Annotated in this window: 19 protein-coding genes and 1 pseudogene; 14 read left to right on the top strand and 6 right to left on the bottom strand. The window is 69.4% G+C overall.

The window, feature by feature from the left end:
* Positions 1 to 13 precede the first annotated feature (13 nt).
* From OHB41_RS08205 to OHB41_RS08190, 4 genes are read left to right on the top strand one after another with little or no spacing between them, the layout of a single operon-like run.
* Positions 14 to 1,216 carry a cytochrome P450 gene (locus OHB41_RS08205; RefSeq protein WP_266697290.1) on the top strand — a complete coding sequence of 401 codons (1,203 nt, stop codon included), beginning with the start codon at positions 14 to 16 and terminating at the stop codon, positions 1,214 to 1,216.
* A 14-nt stretch (positions 1,217 to 1,230) separates the two neighbouring features.
* Positions 1,231 to 1,650, top strand: a complete 420-nt coding sequence (gene panD / locus OHB41_RS08200; protein ID WP_266705738.1) for an aspartate 1-decarboxylase — start codon at positions 1,231 to 1,233, stop codon at positions 1,648 to 1,650.
* A gap of 31 nt (positions 1,651 to 1,681) precedes the next feature.
* A complete protein-coding gene (locus OHB41_RS08195; protein WP_266697289.1) occupies positions 1,682 to 2,638 on the top strand; it encodes a class I SAM-dependent methyltransferase in 957 nt (318 codons plus the stop codon).
* 9 nt (positions 2,639 to 2,647) lie between these two features.
* The gene (locus tag OHB41_RS08190) at positions 2,648 to 3,985 is read left to right on the top strand and encodes an acyltransferase domain-containing protein (protein ID WP_266697288.1); all 1,338 of its coding nucleotides are present in this window, start codon (positions 2,648 to 2,650) and stop codon (positions 3,983 to 3,985) included.
* Here OHB41_RS08190 and OHB41_RS08185 read toward each other — a convergent pair.
* Genes OHB41_RS08185 through OHB41_RS08170 form a run of 4 tightly spaced genes read right to left on the bottom strand, consistent with a single transcriptional unit; the run spans position 3,977 to position 7,239 of the window.
* Positions 3,977 to 4,534 carry a DUF2087 domain-containing protein gene (locus OHB41_RS08185; RefSeq protein WP_266697287.1) on the bottom strand — a complete coding sequence of 186 codons (558 nt, stop codon included), beginning with the start codon at positions 4,532 to 4,534 and terminating at the stop codon, positions 3,977 to 3,979. The two genes, OHB41_RS08190 and OHB41_RS08185, sit on opposite strands and share 9 nt — an antisense overlap.
* Positions 4,531 to 4,863 carry a DUF6204 family protein gene (locus tag OHB41_RS08180; protein WP_266697286.1) on the bottom strand — a complete coding sequence of 111 codons (333 nt, stop codon included), beginning with the start codon at positions 4,861 to 4,863 and terminating at the stop codon, positions 4,531 to 4,533. The genes OHB41_RS08185 and OHB41_RS08180 overlap by 4 nt, the downstream gene beginning before the upstream one ends.
* Before the next feature lie 39 nt (positions 4,864 to 4,902).
* Positions 4,903 to 6,567, bottom strand: coding sequence for an MFS transporter (locus OHB41_RS08175; RefSeq protein ID WP_323138360.1), 1,665 nt, complete (start codon positions 6,565 to 6,567; stop codon positions 4,903 to 4,905).
* 57 nt (positions 6,568 to 6,624) lie between these two features.
* On the bottom strand, positions 6,625 to 7,239 hold the full coding sequence (locus tag OHB41_RS08170) for a TetR/AcrR family transcriptional regulator (protein ID WP_266705736.1): 615 nt from the start codon (positions 7,237 to 7,239) through the stop codon (positions 6,625 to 6,627).
* Positions 7,240 to 7,451: 212 nt separating this feature from the next.
* Here OHB41_RS08170 and OHB41_RS08165 point away from each other — a divergent pair, with 212 nt between their 5' ends.
* The 6 genes from OHB41_RS08165 to OHB41_RS08140 are packed head-to-tail and all read left to right on the top strand — an operon-like array spanning position 7,452 to position 12,358.
* A complete protein-coding gene (locus OHB41_RS08165) occupies positions 7,452 to 8,669 on the top strand; it encodes a cytochrome P450 family protein (RefSeq protein WP_266697285.1) in 1,218 nt (405 codons plus the stop codon).
* 52 nt (positions 8,670 to 8,721) lie between these two features.
* Positions 8,722 to 9,492 (top strand): HipA family kinase, encoded by a 771-nt coding sequence (locus OHB41_RS08160; RefSeq protein ID WP_266697284.1) that lies wholly within the window; start codon positions 8,722 to 8,724, stop codon positions 9,490 to 9,492.
* Positions 9,489 to 9,884 (top strand): DUF3037 domain-containing protein, encoded by a 396-nt coding sequence (locus OHB41_RS08155; RefSeq protein WP_266697283.1) that lies wholly within the window; start codon positions 9,489 to 9,491, stop codon positions 9,882 to 9,884. Before OHB41_RS08160 ends, OHB41_RS08155 begins: the two co-directional genes overlap by 4 nt.
* A 59-nt stretch (positions 9,885 to 9,943) precedes the next feature.
* Entirely contained in the window at positions 9,944 to 11,308 is a 1,365-nt protein-coding gene (ccrA, locus tag OHB41_RS08150; protein WP_266697282.1) for a crotonyl-CoA carboxylase/reductase, read from the top strand.
* Positions 11,309 to 11,340: 32 nt separating this feature from the next.
* On the top strand, positions 11,341 to 11,484 hold the full coding sequence (locus OHB41_RS08145; RefSeq protein ID WP_526024899.1) for a hypothetical protein: 144 nt from the start codon (positions 11,341 to 11,343) through the stop codon (positions 11,482 to 11,484).
* A 28-nt stretch (positions 11,485 to 11,512) separates the two neighbouring features.
* Complete coding sequence (locus OHB41_RS08140) at positions 11,513 to 12,358, top strand: phytanoyl-CoA dioxygenase family protein (RefSeq protein WP_266697281.1); 846 nt, start codon at positions 11,513 to 11,515, stop codon at positions 12,356 to 12,358.
* A gap of 139 nt (positions 12,359 to 12,497) precedes the next feature.
* Here OHB41_RS08140 and OHB41_RS08135 read toward each other — a convergent pair whose 3' ends face one another.
* On the bottom strand, positions 12,498 to 14,120 hold the full coding sequence (locus tag OHB41_RS08135) for an ISAzo13 family transposase (protein ID WP_266705734.1): 1,623 nt from the start codon (positions 14,118 to 14,120) through the stop codon (positions 12,498 to 12,500).
* Positions 14,121 to 14,364: 244 nt separating this feature from the next.
* On the opposite strand from OHB41_RS08135, the pseudogene OHB41_RS08130 reads away from it, so the two are divergent.
* The 4 genes and pseudogenes from OHB41_RS08130 to OHB41_RS08115 all read left to right on the top strand — a co-directional run.
* Positions 14,365 to 14,622: pseudogene (locus OHB41_RS08130) on the top strand (transposase family protein); the annotation flags it as partial.
* A gap of 406 nt (positions 14,623 to 15,028) precedes the next feature.
* Positions 15,029 to 15,571, top strand: a complete 543-nt coding sequence (locus tag OHB41_RS08125) for a carbamoyltransferase N-terminal domain-containing protein (RefSeq protein ID WP_266697280.1) — start codon at positions 15,029 to 15,031, stop codon at positions 15,569 to 15,571.
* Positions 15,572 to 15,603: 32 nt separating this feature from the next.
* The gene (locus OHB41_RS08120; RefSeq protein WP_323138359.1) at positions 15,604 to 15,945 is read left to right on the top strand and encodes a MazG-like family protein; all 342 of its coding nucleotides are present in this window, start codon (positions 15,604 to 15,606) and stop codon (positions 15,943 to 15,945) included.
* Between the two features lie 21 nt (positions 15,946 to 15,966).
* A complete protein-coding gene (locus OHB41_RS08115) occupies positions 15,967 to 16,176 on the top strand; it encodes a hypothetical protein (protein ID WP_266697279.1) in 210 nt (69 codons plus the stop codon).
* Positions 16,177 to 16,405: 229 nt separating this feature from the next.
* On the opposite strand, the gene OHB41_RS08110 is transcribed toward OHB41_RS08115, so the two are convergent.
* On the bottom strand, positions 16,406 to 17,281 hold the full coding sequence (locus OHB41_RS08110) for an undecaprenyl-diphosphate phosphatase (RefSeq protein WP_266697278.1): 876 nt from the start codon (positions 17,279 to 17,281) through the stop codon (positions 16,406 to 16,408).
* Between the last annotated feature and the right edge of the window lie 260 nt (positions 17,282 to 17,541).

Genomic DNA, 17,541 nt, shown 5'->3' with positions numbered 1-17,541 from the left:
AAAGGAGAGCGTTGTGTCCGAGACTGTTCGTCCCGTCGACGGCCTGCCCATGACCCGTGGCACCTGCCCGTTCGACCCCGCACCCGAGCTCGCCGAGCTGCGCGCGGAGCAGCCGGTGGCCCGCATGGTCTTCCCGGACGGCCACCTCGGCTGGCTGATCACCGGCTACGACCAGGTCCGCCGGCTCCTCGCCGCCCGGGGCATCAGCTCGCGCGGCGACCTGCTGCGCACCCCCATTCCGCTGCCGATGGCCGGGGACCGGACCGACTTGGCGCCGGGGATGTTCACGGCGATGGACCCGCCGGAGCACACCCACTACCGGCGCCGGCTGACCGCCTGGTTCTCGGCCCGCCGCACCCGGACCATGGAGCCGAGGCTGGCCGAGCACGTCGAGCTATATCTCGGCAAGATGATCGAGGAAGGCGGCCCCACCGATCTGGTCGCCGCGTTCGCCGAACCGGTCGCCGGGCTGGTGATCTGCGAGTTGCTCGGTGTCCCCGCCGACCGGCGGGACGTGTTCGTCAAGGGCATCAAGGCGCTGCTGACCGTTCACTCCAGCGCGGAGGAGGCGATCGCCGGCTGGCAGAACGTCGGTGGGCAGCTGATGGAGCTGATCCGTTCCAAACGCGAAGAGCCCACCGACGATCTGCTCGGCACGCTGGTCGCCGACGGCGATCTTACCGACGAGGAACTGGCGACCATCGGCAGCGTGCTGCTCGTGGGCGGCTACGACACCAGCAAGAACATGATCGCGCTGGGCACCTTCGCCCTGCTGGCACATCCGGACCAGTACGCGGCACTGGCCGCGGACCCGGGGGGCCTGGGCGCGGGCGCGGTGGAGGAACTGCTGCGTTACGTGACGGTCATGCACGCCGGCTCGATCCGTGCGGCAGGCACCGACATGGATTTCGACGGGCACCACCTCACCGCAGGTGACGCCGTGTCCCTGTCGCTGGCCGCGGCGAACCGGGACCCGGCGCTCTGCGACGACCCGGACCGCCTCGACATCACCCGGCTGCCGGTGGCGCATCTCTCGTTCGGTTACGGCATCCACCAGTGCGTCGGGCAGCAACTGGCGCGACTGGAACTGCGGATCGCGTTCGAGGCGCTGGCCCGGCGGCTGCCCGAGCTGCGTCTGGCGACACCCGCGGACCAGGTCCGCACGAACCCCGAATCGATCATCTACGGCGTCCACGAGCTGCCGGTGACATGGTGAACGGAGACCACCCGGTGTACCGAGAGATGCTCAAGTCGAAGATTCACCGTGCCACGGTGACGCAGGCGGAACTGCACTACGTCGGCTCGCTCACGCTCGACTCGACGCTGATGGCCGCCGCGAACCTGCTGCCCGGAGAGAAGATCGACGTCGTCGACATCGACAACGGCGCCCGGCTCAGCACCTACGTCATCGAGGGGCCGGCCGGCAGCGGCGTGGTCGGCATCAACGGCGCGGCGGCCCGGCTGATCAGCCCCGGCGACCTGGTGATCATCATCTCGTACGCGGCGATGACCGAGGAACAGGCTCGCTCCTACCGGCCGAGCGTGGTCTTCGTCGACGGCGGCAACCGACCGCAGAACGTCGGTTCCGACCCGGCCGAGGCACCCGACGGCGCCGACGACCTGATGCGCGGCGACACCGTCAACGCGTGACCGCACTGATCCGGCGAACTCGGAGACCACAATGAGCCAACCCGATGTGATGACCGCCTTCACCGCCGGTCTGGCGGACATCAACCTCGACGAGTCCAGAGCACCCAGCTCGGGGGTGAAGGCCGCCGGGATGAAGTCGGCCAGTTCCTCCATCTACGACATGGCGGCCACCCTGTCCGGTCGCGGCGAGCTGTGGAACTGGGGGATGTACGACCCTGATCTGGCAGCCGAGATCGAGGCCCGGCTGCCCGGGTTCACCGAGTTCGGCACCGACGGTTTCAGCGAGCAGCTCTACTACCTGGCCCTGCGCGATCTTCCCGACGGTTTGGACGGGTGCGCCGGCCGGGCGGTCCTCGAGGTGGGCTGCGGGACGGGCGAGGGGCTCAACTTCCTGTCCCGGCTCGTTCCCGGCGCCCGGATGACCGGCCTGGACCTGTCGCCGAAGGCGATCGCCCGGGCCGAGGCCACTCTGGCCCGGGGCGAGAGCCTGCGCTTCGTGCACGGCGATGCCGAGAAGCTGCCGTTCGAAGACTCCTCGGTCGATGTGCTGATCAACATCGAGAGCTCGCACACGTATCCCGATCTGGGCCGCTTTCTGCACGAGGCCGCGCGGGTGCTGCGGCCGGGCGGGACGCTGTCCCACATCGATGTGTTCACCCGTCAGCGGCTGCGGACGATGCGGGGGATCACCGAGGAGATGCCCCAGCTGAAGTGGATCAGCGATCACGACGTCTCCGGTGAGGTCCGCGCCGCGGTGCGCCGCCGGATGGCCCCGGGCAGCCGCTTCCGCCGCACGCTGGACCGGCAGCGGATGAACCCGCTGGTGCGCACGATCGCCACGCACAGTCAGATCCTGATGTTCGGTGGCATGTTCGCCGACTACCAGCCGCCCGCCTCGATCAAGGTGCTCAGCCGGCTGGGCCTCGTGCCGTGGATGAGCGGCCTGCCGATGGAGAGCTATCGGCACCAGGTCGCCGTCCGAGTGTGAGGGGGAGAAGTGACCGTACAGCTGTTCGCCGTCGCCGCCGAGACCGAGGACGGCCTGCTCGCCGCGATCCGCGGGCACGCCGCCCGGATCCGCTCCGGCCGGGATCTGCCCTCGCTGGCCCGGTACTGCCACGACGCGGCAGCCGGGACGACCGGTCTGGCACACCGGGCCGCTGTCGCCGCCGAGTCGTACGACGACCTCGCCGAGGGCCTGGACAAGCTGGTGCAGAGGTGGGCCGACCGGGCGTCGGCTCCGTCGCCGTCCCGCCGGCCGGGACTGGTGTTCGTCTTCGCCGGTCAGGGCGCTCAGTGGGACGGCATGGGCCTGGAGCTGCTTGCCACCGAGCCGGTATTCCGCGCGGCGCTGCGGCGCTGCGACGAACGGGTACGTGAGCTGGCCGGCTTCTCGGTGATCCAGCAGCTACGGGCCGGCCCGGCGGTGTCGCGGCTCGGTGAGATCGACGTGCTGCAGCCGACGATGGTGTCGTTGCAGATCGCCCTGGTGGCCCTGTGGCGCAGCTGGCACGTGGAGCCGGACGCGGTGACTGGGCACAGCATGGGCGAGATCTCCGCCGGGTACGCGGCCGGAGCGCTCACCCTCGACGACGCCCTGATGATCGCATGCCGCCGCAGCGCTCTGCTGCGGCGGATCGTCGGCCGGGGCGCGCTGGCCACCACCGAGCTGTCACCCGAGGCCGCGCACGCTCTGGCCGCCTCCAGCGGAGGCCGTATCTGCGTCGCCGGGGAGAACAGTCCCCGCTCGACCGTGCTGGCCGGGGACACCGACACGCTGACCGCGGTGGTCGAGGACCTCGACCGGCGCGGCGTCTACTGCCGGATGGTACGGGGCACGGTCGCCTCGCACAGCCACTACGTCGATGAACTCCGCGACGGCCTGGCCACGGCGCTGCGCTCGCTGAGCCCGGTGCCGTCACGGGTGCCGTTCTACTCGACCGTGACCGCGGCGCCGGTGCCCGGCACCGAGCTCGGGCCGGCGTACTGGATGCGCAACCTGCGGGAGCCGGTCCGGTTCGCCGCCGCCACCGGCCGGCTGGCCGAGGACGGTCATGAGATCTTCGTCGAGGTCAGCACCCATCCGGTGCTGCTCAGCAGCCTGCGGCAGACGCTGGAGAGCGCCGGACGGCCGGGGGAGGTGCTGCCCTCCGGCCGCCGGCGGACCGAACGCCGGGCCATGCTGTCGTCGCTCGGCACGCTCTTCACGTACGGCCGCGACCCGCACTGGCCGACGTCCGCCCCGCCGGCGCCGGTGCTCACGCCCTACCAGGCCGCCGTCCTGGAGGCCGTCCGGTGCCCGCGGCCCTCGCCGGTTGCGGCGGGCTCAGGATGACTGCCGGGGCCCGACGAGGGAAACGAGCCGGTAGGCGCCCGACGCGCGGTGCAGGAAGCCGTCGTCGACCAGGAACCGCCGCAGCGAGACCGGGTCCACGGTGGTGCCCTCGCACCACGGCCGCAGCAGATCGGTCACGGTGCGCTCGTCGTACTCCCGGTCGGCCTCGAAGGTCGTCGCCGCGACGTGGTCTAGCACGGCCCGCCGGGTCTCGTCGTCGTCCTCCGGCAGTCGGACCAGCACAGTGCCACGGACGTAGCCGCGCAGCCCGGGATCGGGCTGTTCGGCCTCCGCCTGCTCCTGCTGGCGGCGTCCGGCGATCTCGGCCGCGGCGTCCAGGGCGGCCTCGTCGACGGCCAGCCGGCCCCGGCCCTGGGCGACGACCAGGCCTTCGCGCAGCAGCCGGCCGATCGCCGGGGCGGCCTCCGGGGCGGCGAGCCCGGTCGCGGCGAGAATCTCCGCGGACGTCGACGAGCCCAGGGCTATGGCCGAGAAAACCCGCCGCAGAGCGGAGTCGGAAAGGAGAACGGTGAATGTCTCGGGCGTCATCGTCCCCGCCGCTTGATCTTGATGGTTTCCAGGTCGGTGCAGACGGACCGCAGATCGCGCACATCGGCGCCGAGGTCTCGGACGGCGGCCGTAGCCAGTTCCTCGGTCCCGGCGACGACCTCGTCGATCTTGTCCTCGGCGTCGGCCTTCACGACACAGCGGAAGGTGAAGGTGAGCAGGGTCCGCTCATAGGTGACGGTGCCCTCCTCGGTGAACTTCGACTGGAACAGATCGTGCTTGTCGGCCACGGCCAGCAGCTTGGCGCGCTGGTCGTCGTCGAGCGGCGCGAATTTGCCGTAGACGATGATCTGGTAATTCTTGCGGGGCATGGTGGTGGTGCTCCTCAGGTGTCGGGGGGACGGGGACGGTCAGGACACTCCCAGCCGCCGCGGTTGCCGCGGCAGCAGGAACAGCAGGCAGATCACCGCGGCCAGGCCTGCGGACGCCCAGTAGAGGGCTTCGCTGAAGGAGGCCGTGAACGTCCCGGAGTTGATGTCGGCCAGGGCGTTTCCGATCGCCTCCTGCTGGGCGGGGTCATCGGTGCCGAGGGCGCGGCAGGTGTCGGGCACGGCGGTGAGGTCGGCCTGGTCGTGGGCGTCGACGGCGCAGGCGCGGATCTCGGCCTGCTGCGAGGCGACGGCCGGGACGTTCGGCAGCACCCGGTCGGCCTGCGTCCCCGCGTTGGTGGCGAGGCCGGAGAAGAAGATCGCACCGATGATGGCCACACCGAGGGCGGCGCCGAGCTGACCGGCCGCGTTGATCAGGCCGGACGCCGCGCCCGCCTCCCGCGGCTCGACATCGTTCAGGGTCAGGCCGGTCAGCGGAGCCAGCAGCATGCCCATGCCGGAGCCGAGCAGCAGCATCGGGACGACGGCGTGCCAGGAGGTGATCGATTCACCGGCCTGGTCGGCGATCCACGCGTACAGCAGGAGCCCGGCCATCATCAGCAGCGCCCCGGCGAACAGGCAGTTGCGTCCGTAGAGGGGGAACAGCTTGCGGACGGCGAGGCTGCCGGCGATCGGGACGCCCAGCGAGAACGGGATCGCGGTGAGACCGGTGTGCAGCGCCGACCAGCCGAGACCGCCCTGCAGGTAGAGCGTCCAGCTGAGGAAGAAGCCGGCCGGGATGCAGCTGAACAGCAGCTGTGCGCCGACCCCGGCACCGAAGGTCCGGATCTTGAAGAGGGAGAGGACGACCAGGGGCGATCCGTCCTTGGCGGTCTTGTAGCGCTCGTAGTACACGAACGCCACGAGGACCGGCACGGAGGCCATGAGCGAGGTGATGCTCCAGGCCGGCCAGCCGAGTTCGCGGCCGCGCAGCAGGGGCAGCAGCAGCAACAGCAGGCCGGTGGTCGCCAGCACCATGCCGACCAGGTCCAGCCGGGTGGCGCGGGGCGACTTCGACTCGCGCATCCACATCGCGCCGGCGATCAGGGCGGCCGCGCCGAACGGCAGGTTGACCACGAAGACGGTCCGCCAGCCCAGGTCGCCCGGATCCCAGGAGATCAGCACGCCGCCCAGCAGCGGTCCGGCGACGATGGCCAAGCCGATCATGCTGGCGTACAGGCTGACGACCCTGCCGATCTCCTCCGCCGGGAAGGTTACGTAGATGATCGCCAGGACCTGCGGCACCATGATCGCGGCGGCGATGCCCTGCAGGACCCGGGAGATCACCAGGACTTCGGCGCTGGGTGCGAAGGCGCACAGGGCCGAGGCCACGACGAAGCCGGCGACGCCGAACAGGAAGGCTCGCTTGCGGCCGAAGATGTCGCCGAGACGGCCGCCGGTGATCAGGGTGACCGCCAAGGACAGGGTGTAACCGACGTTCAGCGCCTGGACGGCGGCCGAGGAGGCGCCGAGGTCCTCCTGGATGCTCGGGATCGCCACGGTGACGATGTTGACGTCGAGCAGGTCCATGAAAGTCGCGGCAAGCAGGACGATCAGCGCCAGCCAGCGCTTGGAGTCCGGACCGTCGGCGGCGACGGGCGGTCCGAGAGCCGCTTCCGCCGTCGTCGACTTCGCTTCCTCGATCATGGGGAGTACTCCAGTTCTTGGGTATGGCGTGGCCGGGAGAAGGGACCGGCCGACGGCTCAGGGGGTGGTGCCGCTCTCCGGGGCGGGCGGGCCGGTGGGTTCGGTGGTCCCGGCGCGGGCCAGCGCGGTCCACGACCGCATCAGCAGGTCCACCACGTCCATGACGCCCCCGGCCGGGCTCTCGCCGGCCGACAGCACGCGCTGGATGGAGAGCCCGTCGTCCAGGGCGTGCACGATCAGGGCGAGCAGCTCCACCGGCGCGGGCGGGGTGACCGACCGGGCGGCGAAACCCTGCGTGAGGGCCTGAGTCATCGCCTCGCGGGAACGGCGCTCGCGGTCGGCCAGCACGGACAGCACGGCCGGATCGCGCATGCCGTAGAGCCACAGTTCGGTGCGCAGGGCCAGCCAGCTCGCGAAGTTCTTGTCCCGCTCGCGGTGCCAGTTGCGCAGGTGCTCGATCGTCTCCTCGAACGAGCCGGCGTTGGCGCTGAGTGCCTGTACCTCGGCCAGTTCGCGCTCGGTGCGCTGCTCCAGGAGGGCCAGGATCAGCTGCTGCTTGCCGTCGAAGTTGCCGTAGAAGGCGCCCCGGCTGTACCCGGCGCGTTCCACGATCTGTTCGACCGAGGTGCCGTTGACGCCGCATTCGGCGAACAGGTCGGCCGCCGCCTGCAGCAGCTCCTGGCGCGTGATTTCCCGGCTCTCCTGGCGGGTGAGTCGTTTGCTGATGATCGGCCTCCTTCCGAGAACTCAGATACAGTACCGCATTCTGATACAGTCCTGTATCTCAATACTGCATGGTTCAACCCGGGGTGTGTCGCATGGCTCGTCGGCGGCCCCCGTCAACACCCGGATCAGCGTGGCGAAGCTAGTGAATGGGGATGTTGGTGACCGGAACATTTGACTGGACGGACGTCAAGTTCGACCTGTCCGACGTCAATTTCGTGACCGACCGTGAGGCGGGGGAGCGCTGGACAGGCGCGCCCCGACCGGTGTGCCCGGGCCGCTTCTCCGACGGCAACGACGTCTACGTCGTCACCCGATATGAGGCGGTCCGCAGCCTGTTCGCCGACCGCCGGGTCAGCAACCACCCGCCGGAGGGCGTCCACCTCGACAGCATGCGCCGCCGCGGCGTGCCCGAGGAACTGCTCAAGTACTTCGACTCGACGATCATGACGATGGTGCCGGAGGACCACCGGCGCGTGCGGTCCCTGATCGACCGGGCGTTCTCGGTGCGCCGGGTCAAGTCCCTGCGCCCCCGGATCGAGCTGCTTGCGGACCAGCTGCTCGACCGGATGGATCCCGAAGGCGAGACGGACCTCGTCGCCGAGTACGCCCACCCCATCTCCACCACGGTCATCTGCGAACTCCTCGGCGTCGACGACGAGTACCGCGACCAGTGGCTGAAGTGGTCCGAGGCGTTCACCACCTTCGTCCGCCCCGACCCGGAGATCCTGCCGCCCGCGCTGCACGGCATGGTCGACACGGTCATCCGGCTGATAGGCGCGCGCCGTGCCCAGCCCGGCGACGACCTGATCTCCGACCTGGTCCAGGTCAGCGACGAGACCGAGAAGCTCGACGAGGTCGAACTCGTCGCCCTGGTCCTGGTCCTGGTGCAGGCCGGCCTTGACACGGTCCGGCACTCGATCTCGCTCAGCTTCTTCAACCTCCTGACCCACCCCGACCAGCTGGAGCTGGTCAAGACACAGCCGGAGAACACCGTCCGAGCAGTGCGCGAGCTGATGCGCTACTCCGGCCCGATCAAGATGGCCCTGCCGCGCTTCGCCGCAGAGCCGATCGAGATCGACGGGGTGACCATCCCCAAGGACGGCCAGATCCAGCTCGTGGTCGGCGCAGCCAACAACGACCCGGAGCGCTTCACCAACCCGCGCGTGCTCGACGTCACCCGCGCCGACAACCCCCAGCTCAGCTTCGCCGCCGGCGACCACTTCTGCCCGGGGGCGTCGCTGGCCACGGCGGAGACCGAGATCGCGCTCAACAAGCTGTTCGCGCGCTTCCCCGACATCCGCCTGGCCGCCGACCCCGACGACGTCGGCCCTCGATTCCTCAAAGCCGTCACACGACTGCCCGTCCGGCTCGTGTGACCACCGTTTCCATGCCCGACAACGAACAGCAGGATGAGTTTTGTTGCAAACAGTGTTAGGAACGCAGTACCTGACCCCTCTACGTGAGGGCGGATCGCTGCCCGGCCTGGTGGAAGCCGACAACGACGGCGTCTACGTCGTGAAGTTCCGCGGCGCGGGCCAGGGCACCGCGGCCCTGGTCGCGGAGATCGTCGTTGGCGAACTCGGCCGGCGACTGGGCATCCGCGTCCCCGAGCTCGTCACCGTCGACATCGACCCGGAGATGGCACGCCGCGACCCCGACCAGGAGATCCAGGAGCTGCTGCGGGCCAGCGCCGGCGAGAACCTGGGCATGGACTTCCTGCCCGGGTCGGTCGGTTACGACGGAGTCGGATGGGAGCCGCCCGCCGAGGAGGCCGCCAGGATCTACTGGCTGGACGCGCTGACCGCCAACGTCGACCGCACCTGGTCCAACCCCAACCTGATCATCTGGCACCGCCAGCTCTGGGCCATCGACCACGGTGCCGCACTGCTGTTCCAGCACTCCTGGCCGGCCGTCGCCGCCTGGGCCGAGCGCCGGTACGACCTGTCCCAGCACGTGCTCGCCGACCTGGTCGCCTCTCTCGACCCGGCCGTGCTCGCCAAACTGGACGCCGAACTCGCCGAGACGGTGACCGCCGAGGCGCTGACCGAGATCACCGCCCTGGTCCCCGACAGCTTCCTGCTGGGCATGAACTCCGTTCCGCAGGATGCGAATCCGGCTGACCTACGGCAGCGCTACGTGGAATACCTGCTCACCCGATGCGCCGGAACCCGCGCGTGGTGGCCGGAGGAGGACGCATGAGCACCGCCACCCCGTCCGTTCTCAGCTTCGACTACGCCCTGCTGCGCGCCGTCCCGCGAGTCGACCGCAGCGAACAGATCAACGTCGGTGCGCTGCTCTACTGCCCCGGCGCGGACTTCCTCGGCGCCGCGGTCCACATCGACGCCGACCGGCTCCGCGCGCTCGACCCCGACGTCGACATCGACGTGGTCACCGCGGCCCTGGACACCATCCGCGCGGTGTGCGCGGGTGGGCCCGAGGGCGGTCCGGCCGGATTCGGCACGCGCGGGTCGCGCTTCGGCTGGCTCACCGCACCCCGCAGCACCGTGATCCAGACCAGTCCCGTGCACGGCGGACTCACCACCGATCCGGCCGCCGAGCTCAAGCGCCTGATGGGACGGCTCGTGCACTGACCCGGGCGGCGGCCCGCCGGTCCCCCTGCTTCCGCAGTCGCGTACACGGAGGAGCACAGATGCAAGACATCATCAGCGCCGTTCTCGACCCGGACACCCGGCCGGAGGACTTCGCCGCACTGCCGGTTCCGGAGAGCTATCGCGCGGTGACCCTGCACGCGGACGAGGTCGAGATGTTCGACGGAGTCGCGGCGGAGGACCGCGATCCGCGCCGGTCGGTGCACCTCGACGAGGTCGCCGTTCCCCAAGTCGGGCCCGGGGAGGCGCTGGTGGCCGTGATGGCCAGCTCGATCAACTACAACACCGTGTGGTCCTCGCTCTTCGAACCGTTGCCGACCTTCACGTTCCTGGCCCGGTACGGCCGCCGCTCACCCCTGGCCCGGCGGCACGACCTGCCCTACCACGTCATCGGCTCCGACCTTGCCGGAGTCGTGCTGCGTACCGGGCCCGGCGTGTTCGCGTGGAAGCCCGGCGATGAGGTCGTCGCGCACTGTCTGTCGGCCGAGTTGGAGGCGCCCGACGGGCACAGCGACACGATGCTCGACCCGGACCAACGCATCTGGGGGTACGAGACCAACTTCGGCGGCCTGGCCCAGCTGGCGCTGGTCAAGGCAAACCAGCTGATGCCCAAGCCGGCGCACCTGACCTGGGAGGAGGCGAGCACGCCCGGTCTGGTCGCCTCCACCGCGTACCGGCAGCTGGTCTCCCGCAACGGCGCCCAGCTGAAGCAGGGCGACAACGTGCTCGTCTGGGGCGCTTCCGGTGGTGTGGGGGCGTTCGCGACGCAGTTCGCGCTGGCCGGCGGCGCGAACCCGATCTGCGTGGTGTCCAGCCCGGCCAAGGCCGCCATCTGCCGGGCGATGGGCGCCGACGCGGTTATCGACCGCGCCGACGAGGGCTACACGTTCTGGAAGGACGAATACACCCAGGACCCGGCGGAATGGAAACGGTTCGGCCGCCGGATCCGGGAGCTCACCGGCGGGGAGGATCCCGACATCGTCTTCGAACATCCCGGCCGGGACACCTTCGGCGCCTCGGTATACGTCACCCGCAAGGGCGGCACCATCGTGACCTGTGCGTCCACTTCCGGCTACCGCCACGAGTACGACAACCGCTACCTGTGGATGTCGCTCAAGCGGATCGTCGGATCGCATTTCGCCAACTACCGGGAGGCGTGGGAGTCCAACCGCCTCATCGCCAAGGGCAAGATCCACCCCACCCTCTCCCGAACGTACGCCCTGGAACACGCCGGTCAGGCAGTCGACGACGTGTACCGCAACCGGCACATCGGCAAGGTCGGCGTGCTGGCCCTGGCACCGCACGAGGGGCTGGGCGTCCGCAACACCGCGATGCGCGACAAGCATCTCGACGCGATCAACCGCTTCCGGCAGACGGAGTCACCGCGAGACCGGGAACTCGTATGACCGGCCATCCCCGCTGAACGAGGAGACACCACGTGCCCGTACGCGACCGCGACCTAGAGCTGCTGCGCCCGATCTACCAGCAGACCGCGACGTACGGGGACTTCGGCCGGGAGCAGCCGGACCTGAACTGGGAGAGCACCGAGCGCGCCCAGAGCCTCAAGGACATCGCGTCCTGAACCGCACGCCTTCATGGAGGGGAAACAAATGACCGACAAAAACCTCGTCACGGTCCGCTCCGACGCCGATCTCGACCGAGTCTGCAATCTCCTCGAACAGGATGGTGCAGTCGTCGTGGAGGAGTTCCTGGACCCCGACACCCGACAGGCCCTCTGGGCCGACCTGGGTCCCGCGCTGGAGAAGTTCGGCTACGGCGACAATGATTTCTCCGGCCACAAGACCAAACGGATGTCCTCGCTGTTCGCCCGTAGTCGGCACATGGCCGCCGTTGCGCTGCATCCGTTGTTCCTCGGTGCCGCCCGCCGGCTCATTCAGCAGCCCGTGCCGGTGTGGTTCAGCGGTCAGCAGGTGAACATCTCACCCAACATCCAGGTCAGCGCAACCCAGGTGATCCAGATCTGGCCCGACGAGGGTGCGCAGTGGCTGCACCGCGACGATACCTCTCACCTACGGCCCTACCCCGCGCCCACCACCCGGGTCCAGGTCATGGTTGCGATGACCGATTTCACTGCGGAGAACGGCGCGACCATGACGATCCCGGGAAGTCACCGCTGGGACGACGAGCGGGCACCGCAGCGCGACGAGGCGGTGCCGGCCGAGATGCCGGCCGGATCCGCGATGATCTGGTTCGGTGGCCTCTATCACGGTGGCGGGTGTAATGCGTCCACCGAGCCGCGTACCGGGCTGACCCTGTCGTATATCGCCGGGAACATGCGACAGGAGGAGAATCAGTATCTGGCGGTGCCGATGGACGTGGTCCGCGAGTACCCCGAAGAGTTGCAGCGTCTGCTGGGCTACGACGTCTGTCCTCCATTCCTCGGCTGGTACGAATCCAGTAACCCGCACACCCTGCTCGCCGAGCGCGCCGGTTGACGAGTTTCCCGTTTCGGCCGTCATCCGCCTTCGCCTTCCGAAGTTGCAAGACTGAGGATCTCGGTTTCCCTTCCTGCGGGCACTGCCCGGTCTCTCCCCAGGGGCCTGCCGATCAATAACTCGTCGATCTTGGTGGGGATTAGGGGAGGGTGGGGTCGTGCCCGGCGATCGCGGCGAGTTGGTGTGCTGTGGTCACGGTGATGGCGCCGGCCGGGATCTTGTGCCCGAGCGCGGTGAGCACGGGGGTGACCTCCTGGAGGGTCGCGCCGATTCTGCTCTTGGCCAGGCTGGTCGCCTCGGCGAGAACGGCGTTCGTCATGGACCAGCGCCTCTTGAGGAGGAAGACGACAAGCTGGTCGGAGACGGAGAGCCGTCTGCCGCCGGCGCCGGGGCCGCCGTCGGGGCGTTTCCCGGGCAGGAAGATCGGCGGGTGCTCGGCACACCAGGCTCGGTAGCGGACGGCGAGATCGTCGAAGGCGGCGGGCTCGAGTCCGGTGAGGCTGGGGTGCCGCAGCCAGATGGGGAGCTTGTCCCCGGTGGGGAAGCGTCCGAACTCGGCGCTGGGCGGGGGTGGTTCGGGAGCGAGCGGTTCGGGGCGCAACGTGTAGTTCCACGTGCCGTGCCACTCGTGCGGCGTCAGGGGCAGGCGCTCCATGACGGTGTCGGGGACGGTGATGCCGGTGGGGTAGGCGCCGGGGTCGAGCTCGGCGTGGACGGACAGCCCGCTGCGTGTCGTGGTCGCTCCGATGGTGCTGACGACGACTTCGTGGCTGGTCAGGGGCCTGCCACGCCAGTTGATGCTGATCTGCGAGAACAGCCTGTGCTCTATTTTGTTCCATTTCGATGTTCCCGGCGGAAAGTGACAGACAGTCACATCAAGGCCCAACTCGTAGGCGAAGTCCGCGAGTTCCTTCTTCCAGGCACGCACGCGGTAGCCGTTGGAGCCTCCGGCGTCGGCGGTGACCAACAGGCGAGAAGCGTGCGGGTAGCGGCGGCGCCCCTCACCGTTCCACCAGCGGCGCAAAGTGGCCACCGCGAAGGCAGAGGTGTCCCCGTCGCAGCCCACCGACACCCAGCCGGTATCCGCGCCGATGTCGTAGATCCCGTACGGCACCGCTTTCTGGGAACCCTTCTCGGGGAAGTCGTGCGCGCGGACCTGCACCGGCTGCCCGGCGCGATGCCACTCGCGTCCGATGACCGCGTAGTTGCCCAGCGTCTCCTTCTTCTTGGCATCCACGCTGATGACCGGCTGCCCATCGGCGAGGTACGCCGTGACCTGGTCGTTGATGTAGCGGAACTGGGCGTCCCGGTCCGGATGCCGGGCCCCCTCGGTGGTCCTCGAGGTGCCCTGCAGGGAGAAGCCCTCCGCCTTCAACAGCGCGGCCACCGTGTCCGAAGCGACCCGGTGCCCCCGGCGCGTCAGCTCGGCCGCCAGATTCCGGGTGGACTTCACCGTCCACAGCAGCGGAGATTCCGGGTCGCCGCGCTGGTCCGGCTCGACCAGCGCCAGCAACGCGGGCACCAGCCCCGGATCGGCCTCCCGCAAGGGCTTCCGACCCGCGCCCGGTGCCCGGACCCGGCCAGCGGGCTCCTCCGCGTGCTCCAGCTCCCGCTTCCCGCGCGACACCGTGGACTCCGCCACCCCAGCCGCTCCGGCCACCATGCGGATCCCGCCGTGGCCCAGAACGCGGGCCGCGGCGCCCAGCGTCAGGCGCTGCTGCCGCTCATCGAGATGCGGCAACAACAGCCCCAACACGTCCACCAGCTCTGCCTTCGTCCCCTCCGACACCCCCGCATCCTACGACCCAACAGCCCACGAAAACCGAAGAGTTATTGATCGGCAGGCCCCAGGGCTTGGGCGAGTTCCGGAGTTGGGCGGTTGGTCGCGCCGTGACCGGTTGGGGTGCAGAGCAGAGCAGGCACGGGCTTCGTGATCATTGGGTTGTCGAAGCTCAACGATCATGAGGTAGCCCCTGCCTGCCGCTGTATCTTCTCCCCTCCCGCCGGTGTTGGTGCAGCTGGGTCCGCTGGACATCGGTCAAGTCGCTGACCTGCGGCCTTTCCTGGACTGGGTGCCCGACCCGCGCGCAAGACGGGGCCGCTGGTACTCGCTGACCGCGATCCTCCTCGTTTGTGCCTGCGCGGCCGTGTCGGGAGCGAGGAGCACGGACGAGATCGCCGAGTGGGCGGCGCGGGCTTCGGACACCGTGCTGACGGCCGTCGGTGTCCGTCGACATCCGCTGCGCCGGCGTCGCTCTCCCTCGCGGACCACGATCGGCATCGCCTCCCAGACCAGCGGTGTGTGGTCCATGCCCGTCACGCTCCCGACACCGAAGACGAACTGCCACTTGGCCGCACGCGGATCTCCGGTCTGGCCTGCCTGCGGGCAGCACAGGGCCGCCCGCTCGAAGGCTGACGAGCGACCCAGTCGCTGGGTTGTATGCAGCAGGCCTACAGGCGTACAGGCGCATGTGCGCCCTCGTGCATCGCGGGCCTCCGCTTCTGCAGTGGAGAACCCAGGCCTTGAGGAGGCTGCTGTGGCAGGGATCGTGGAGGGGAAACACCGGTCGCCGATCGGGGACGACGGGCACCAGCCGAATCGGCCCGTACCGTCGCCCCCTCCTCCCCCTTTGCTTCCACCCCTCCGCCTGCCTGGTCATCGACGGGAAGGTGGTCGTCTTCGCCGAGGAGGAGCGCTTCTCCCGCCGCAAGCACCACAAGGACTCCCGCTCCTGCGCGGTGGCCGCGGCCTACTGCCTGTCCGAGGCCAGCATCACCCTGGCCGACGTTGACGAGATCGCCATCGCCTTCAACCCGGCCTGGCCTACGCCGAGCGACATCTGCGCGGACGCCGAGCTGATCGCCGAACTCCTCGCGCCCGCCCTGTTCGGCCACCACCGGACCCGGCAGGTCACCCTGGTCGAGCACCACCTCGCGCACGCCGCCTCCGCCTTCCACCCCAGCGGCTTCGACGAGGCCGCCGTCCTGGTGGTCAACGGCTCCGGCGACGGCGTCTCCGCCACCCTCGCCCACGTCTCCGGCCCCCTCGCCGGGTGCCTGGCCGACTGCCGGTACGTGCACGAGCCGCGGACCGACGAGGACCGGCTCACCGACCACTCCGCCCTGACGGTCGCCCTGGCGCTCAACGCCAGGGCGCCGCTGGACGTGACCGACCCGGCCGCCGTGGAAGCCGCGGCGCTGGAGCTGTTCTGACCCCGCTGCAGAATCCACCCGAGGAGGACGGCATGAAGGTTGACACCTGGGACCACGTGACGCGGCTGCGGAAGTGGCTCGACGCGGACGCGGCCCCGACGTCGGTGCAGGACGCGCGGCTCCTGCGCGTGCTCAAGATTTCTGAGGAACTGGGGGAGGTCGCGGAGGCCCCTTCACGGGGCGCTCGGCGCCAACCCGCGCAAGGGTGCGTCCCACGACTGGGGGACGTGGCGAAGGAACTCGCGGACGTCATCGTGACGGCCATGGTCGCCCTGGACACCGTGAGCGGGGATGGCGCGACCGTGGTGGAGCCGCAGCTCCAGGGCCGCGTGGAGGAGGAGATCACGGCGGCCGGGGACACCCGGTTCCTCTAGGTCCTCGCGATCAGCGGCGACATGGGCGCCATCGCCACCGCCGTGTACGGCGCGCTGGGCACCGGCCCGCGCGGTGAGGTGGCTGAGATCACGCACACTTGGGAGGACGTGGAGGCGCGCCTCGGCCAGCTCATCCTCACTGCCGCCGCCGCACTGGACGACCTCACCGGCGATGCCTGGGACACGGTGGATGAGCGGCTGCGTTTCCTCGTGGCGAGGGTCGCGGCCTAGGCCGGACATGAACCCCAGCTGACCCGCTCCACCCTCCGTACGGAAGGGCCCACACGGACGTGCGGGCCCTTCTGCGTCATCCCCTACTTTGCGGACGCACACGCCCTAGTGGGGCGTATCCCGCCTCCCCGGTGGGAGATGAGTGGGAGACAAGTGGGAGATGATCATGGCGTGGTGCTGCAATCAGGCGCTAGGAAATGCTCGACAGCGCTACCTGTGCGGCCCTGGTTCAGCCGCCGGATTCGCCCGCGTGCGGGCTCAGGACACCTGCTCCCACCAGCACGAACAGCAGGATTCCGAGCAGGATTCGGTAGATCACGAACGGCATGAAGCTCTTGTGGGAGATGAACTTCATGAACCACGCGATCACGGCGTACCCGACCACGAACGCGATGACCGTCGCGAAGATGGTCGGCCCCCAGGAGACGTGACCGCTCTCGGTGGCGTCCTTCACCTCGAAGGTTCCCGAGGCGAGCACGGCCGGCATGGCGAGGAGGAAGGAGTAACGGGCCGCCGCCTCGCGGGTGTAGCCCATGAAGAGGCCGCCGCTGATGGTCGCGCCGGACCGGGAGACACCGGGGACCAGGGCCATCGCCTGGCAGAGCCCGAAGAGCAGGCCGTCCTTGGTGTTCAGGTTCTCGATGGTCTTGCGCTGCTTGGGGGCACGGTGCTTGCCGCCCGACTCGTCGCGTGCCGCGAGGCGGTCGGCGACACCGATGACCACGCCCATCACGATCAGCATGGTCGCGGTGACCCGCAGATCGCGGAACGGACCCTCGATCTGGTCCTTGAGCGTCACCCCGAGCACGCCGATCGGTATGGAGCCGACGATGACGAGCCAGCCCATCTGGGCGTCATGGTTCTCCCGCATGGCCTTGCTCGTGAGCGAGCGGAACCATGCCGCGAGGATCCGGCCCACGTCCTTGCGGAAGTAGATCAGTACCGCGGCCTCCGTGCCGAGCTGCGTGATCGCGGTGAAGGCCGCTCCCGGGTCGTGCCAGCCGGAGAACGCCGCGGTCAGGCGTAGATGCGCGCTGGAGGAGACGGGGAGGAACTCGGTCAGCCCCTGGACGAGTCCGAGGATGAGGGATTCAAACCAAGACATGAAGTGAGGTGGTCCAAGCGCTGATCGAGGACGGGCCGGCGGGCACGCCGTGTGGAGGTTCGCGGTGCGCGGCGATCACGGGTGTTGGAGGCAGCGTAGCGCCCCGTCGAGGCTGTCCGGCCACGGGGGTTTGCCTTTACTAGAGGAACTGTTCGATTGGCCGTACGAACGTGGGCGCGTCCCGTGCGGGCGGTGGCCTCGGTGGTCCCGGCGGCCCGCGGTGTTGACCGGTCGCCGCGTCGCCGCCTACGTTTCCTTGC

This window comes from Streptomyces sp. NBC_01571 (assembly GCF_026339875.1).
GTDB lineage: Bacteria > Actinomycetota > Actinomycetes > Streptomycetales > Streptomycetaceae > Streptomyces.
Note: the sequence above shows the minus strand (reverse complement) of the source record. Positions and strands in the feature narration are given on the sequence as shown.

Excerpts from the sequence above, each read along its gene's own strand:
- OHB41_RS08115 (WP_266697279.1), top strand. The coding sequence starts at position 15,967 with ATGGGCGCCATCGCCACCGCCGTGTACGGCGCGCTGGGCACCGGCCCG.
- OHB41_RS08155 (WP_266697283.1), top strand. The coding sequence starts at position 9,489 with ATGAGCACCGCCACCCCGTCCGTTCTCAGCTTCGACTACGCCCTGCTG.
- OHB41_RS08175 (WP_323138360.1), bottom strand. The coding sequence starts at position 6,567 with ATGATCGAGGAAGCGAAGTCGACGACGGCGGAAGCGGCTCTCGGACCG.
- OHB41_RS08140 (WP_266697281.1), top strand. The coding sequence starts at position 11,513 with ATGACCGACAAAAACCTCGTCACGGTCCGCTCCGACGCCGATCTCGAC.
- OHB41_RS08180 (WP_266697286.1), bottom strand. The coding sequence starts at position 4,863 with ATGCCCCGCAAGAATTACCAGATCATCGTCTACGGCAAATTCGCGCCG.
- OHB41_RS08110 (WP_266697278.1), bottom strand. The coding sequence starts at position 17,281 with ATGTCTTGGTTTGAATCCCTCATCCTCGGACTCGTCCAGGGGCTGACC.
- OHB41_RS08195 (WP_266697289.1), top strand. The coding sequence starts at position 1,682 with ATGAGCCAACCCGATGTGATGACCGCCTTCACCGCCGGTCTGGCGGAC.
- OHB41_RS08185 (WP_266697287.1), bottom strand. The coding sequence starts at position 4,534 with ATGACGCCCGAGACATTCACCGTTCTCCTTTCCGACTCCGCTCTGCGG.
- OHB41_RS08120 (WP_323138359.1), top strand. The coding sequence starts at position 15,604 with ATGAAGGTTGACACCTGGGACCACGTGACGCGGCTGCGGAAGTGGCTC.
- ccrA (WP_266697282.1), top strand. The coding sequence starts at position 9,944 with ATGCAAGACATCATCAGCGCCGTTCTCGACCCGGACACCCGGCCGGAG.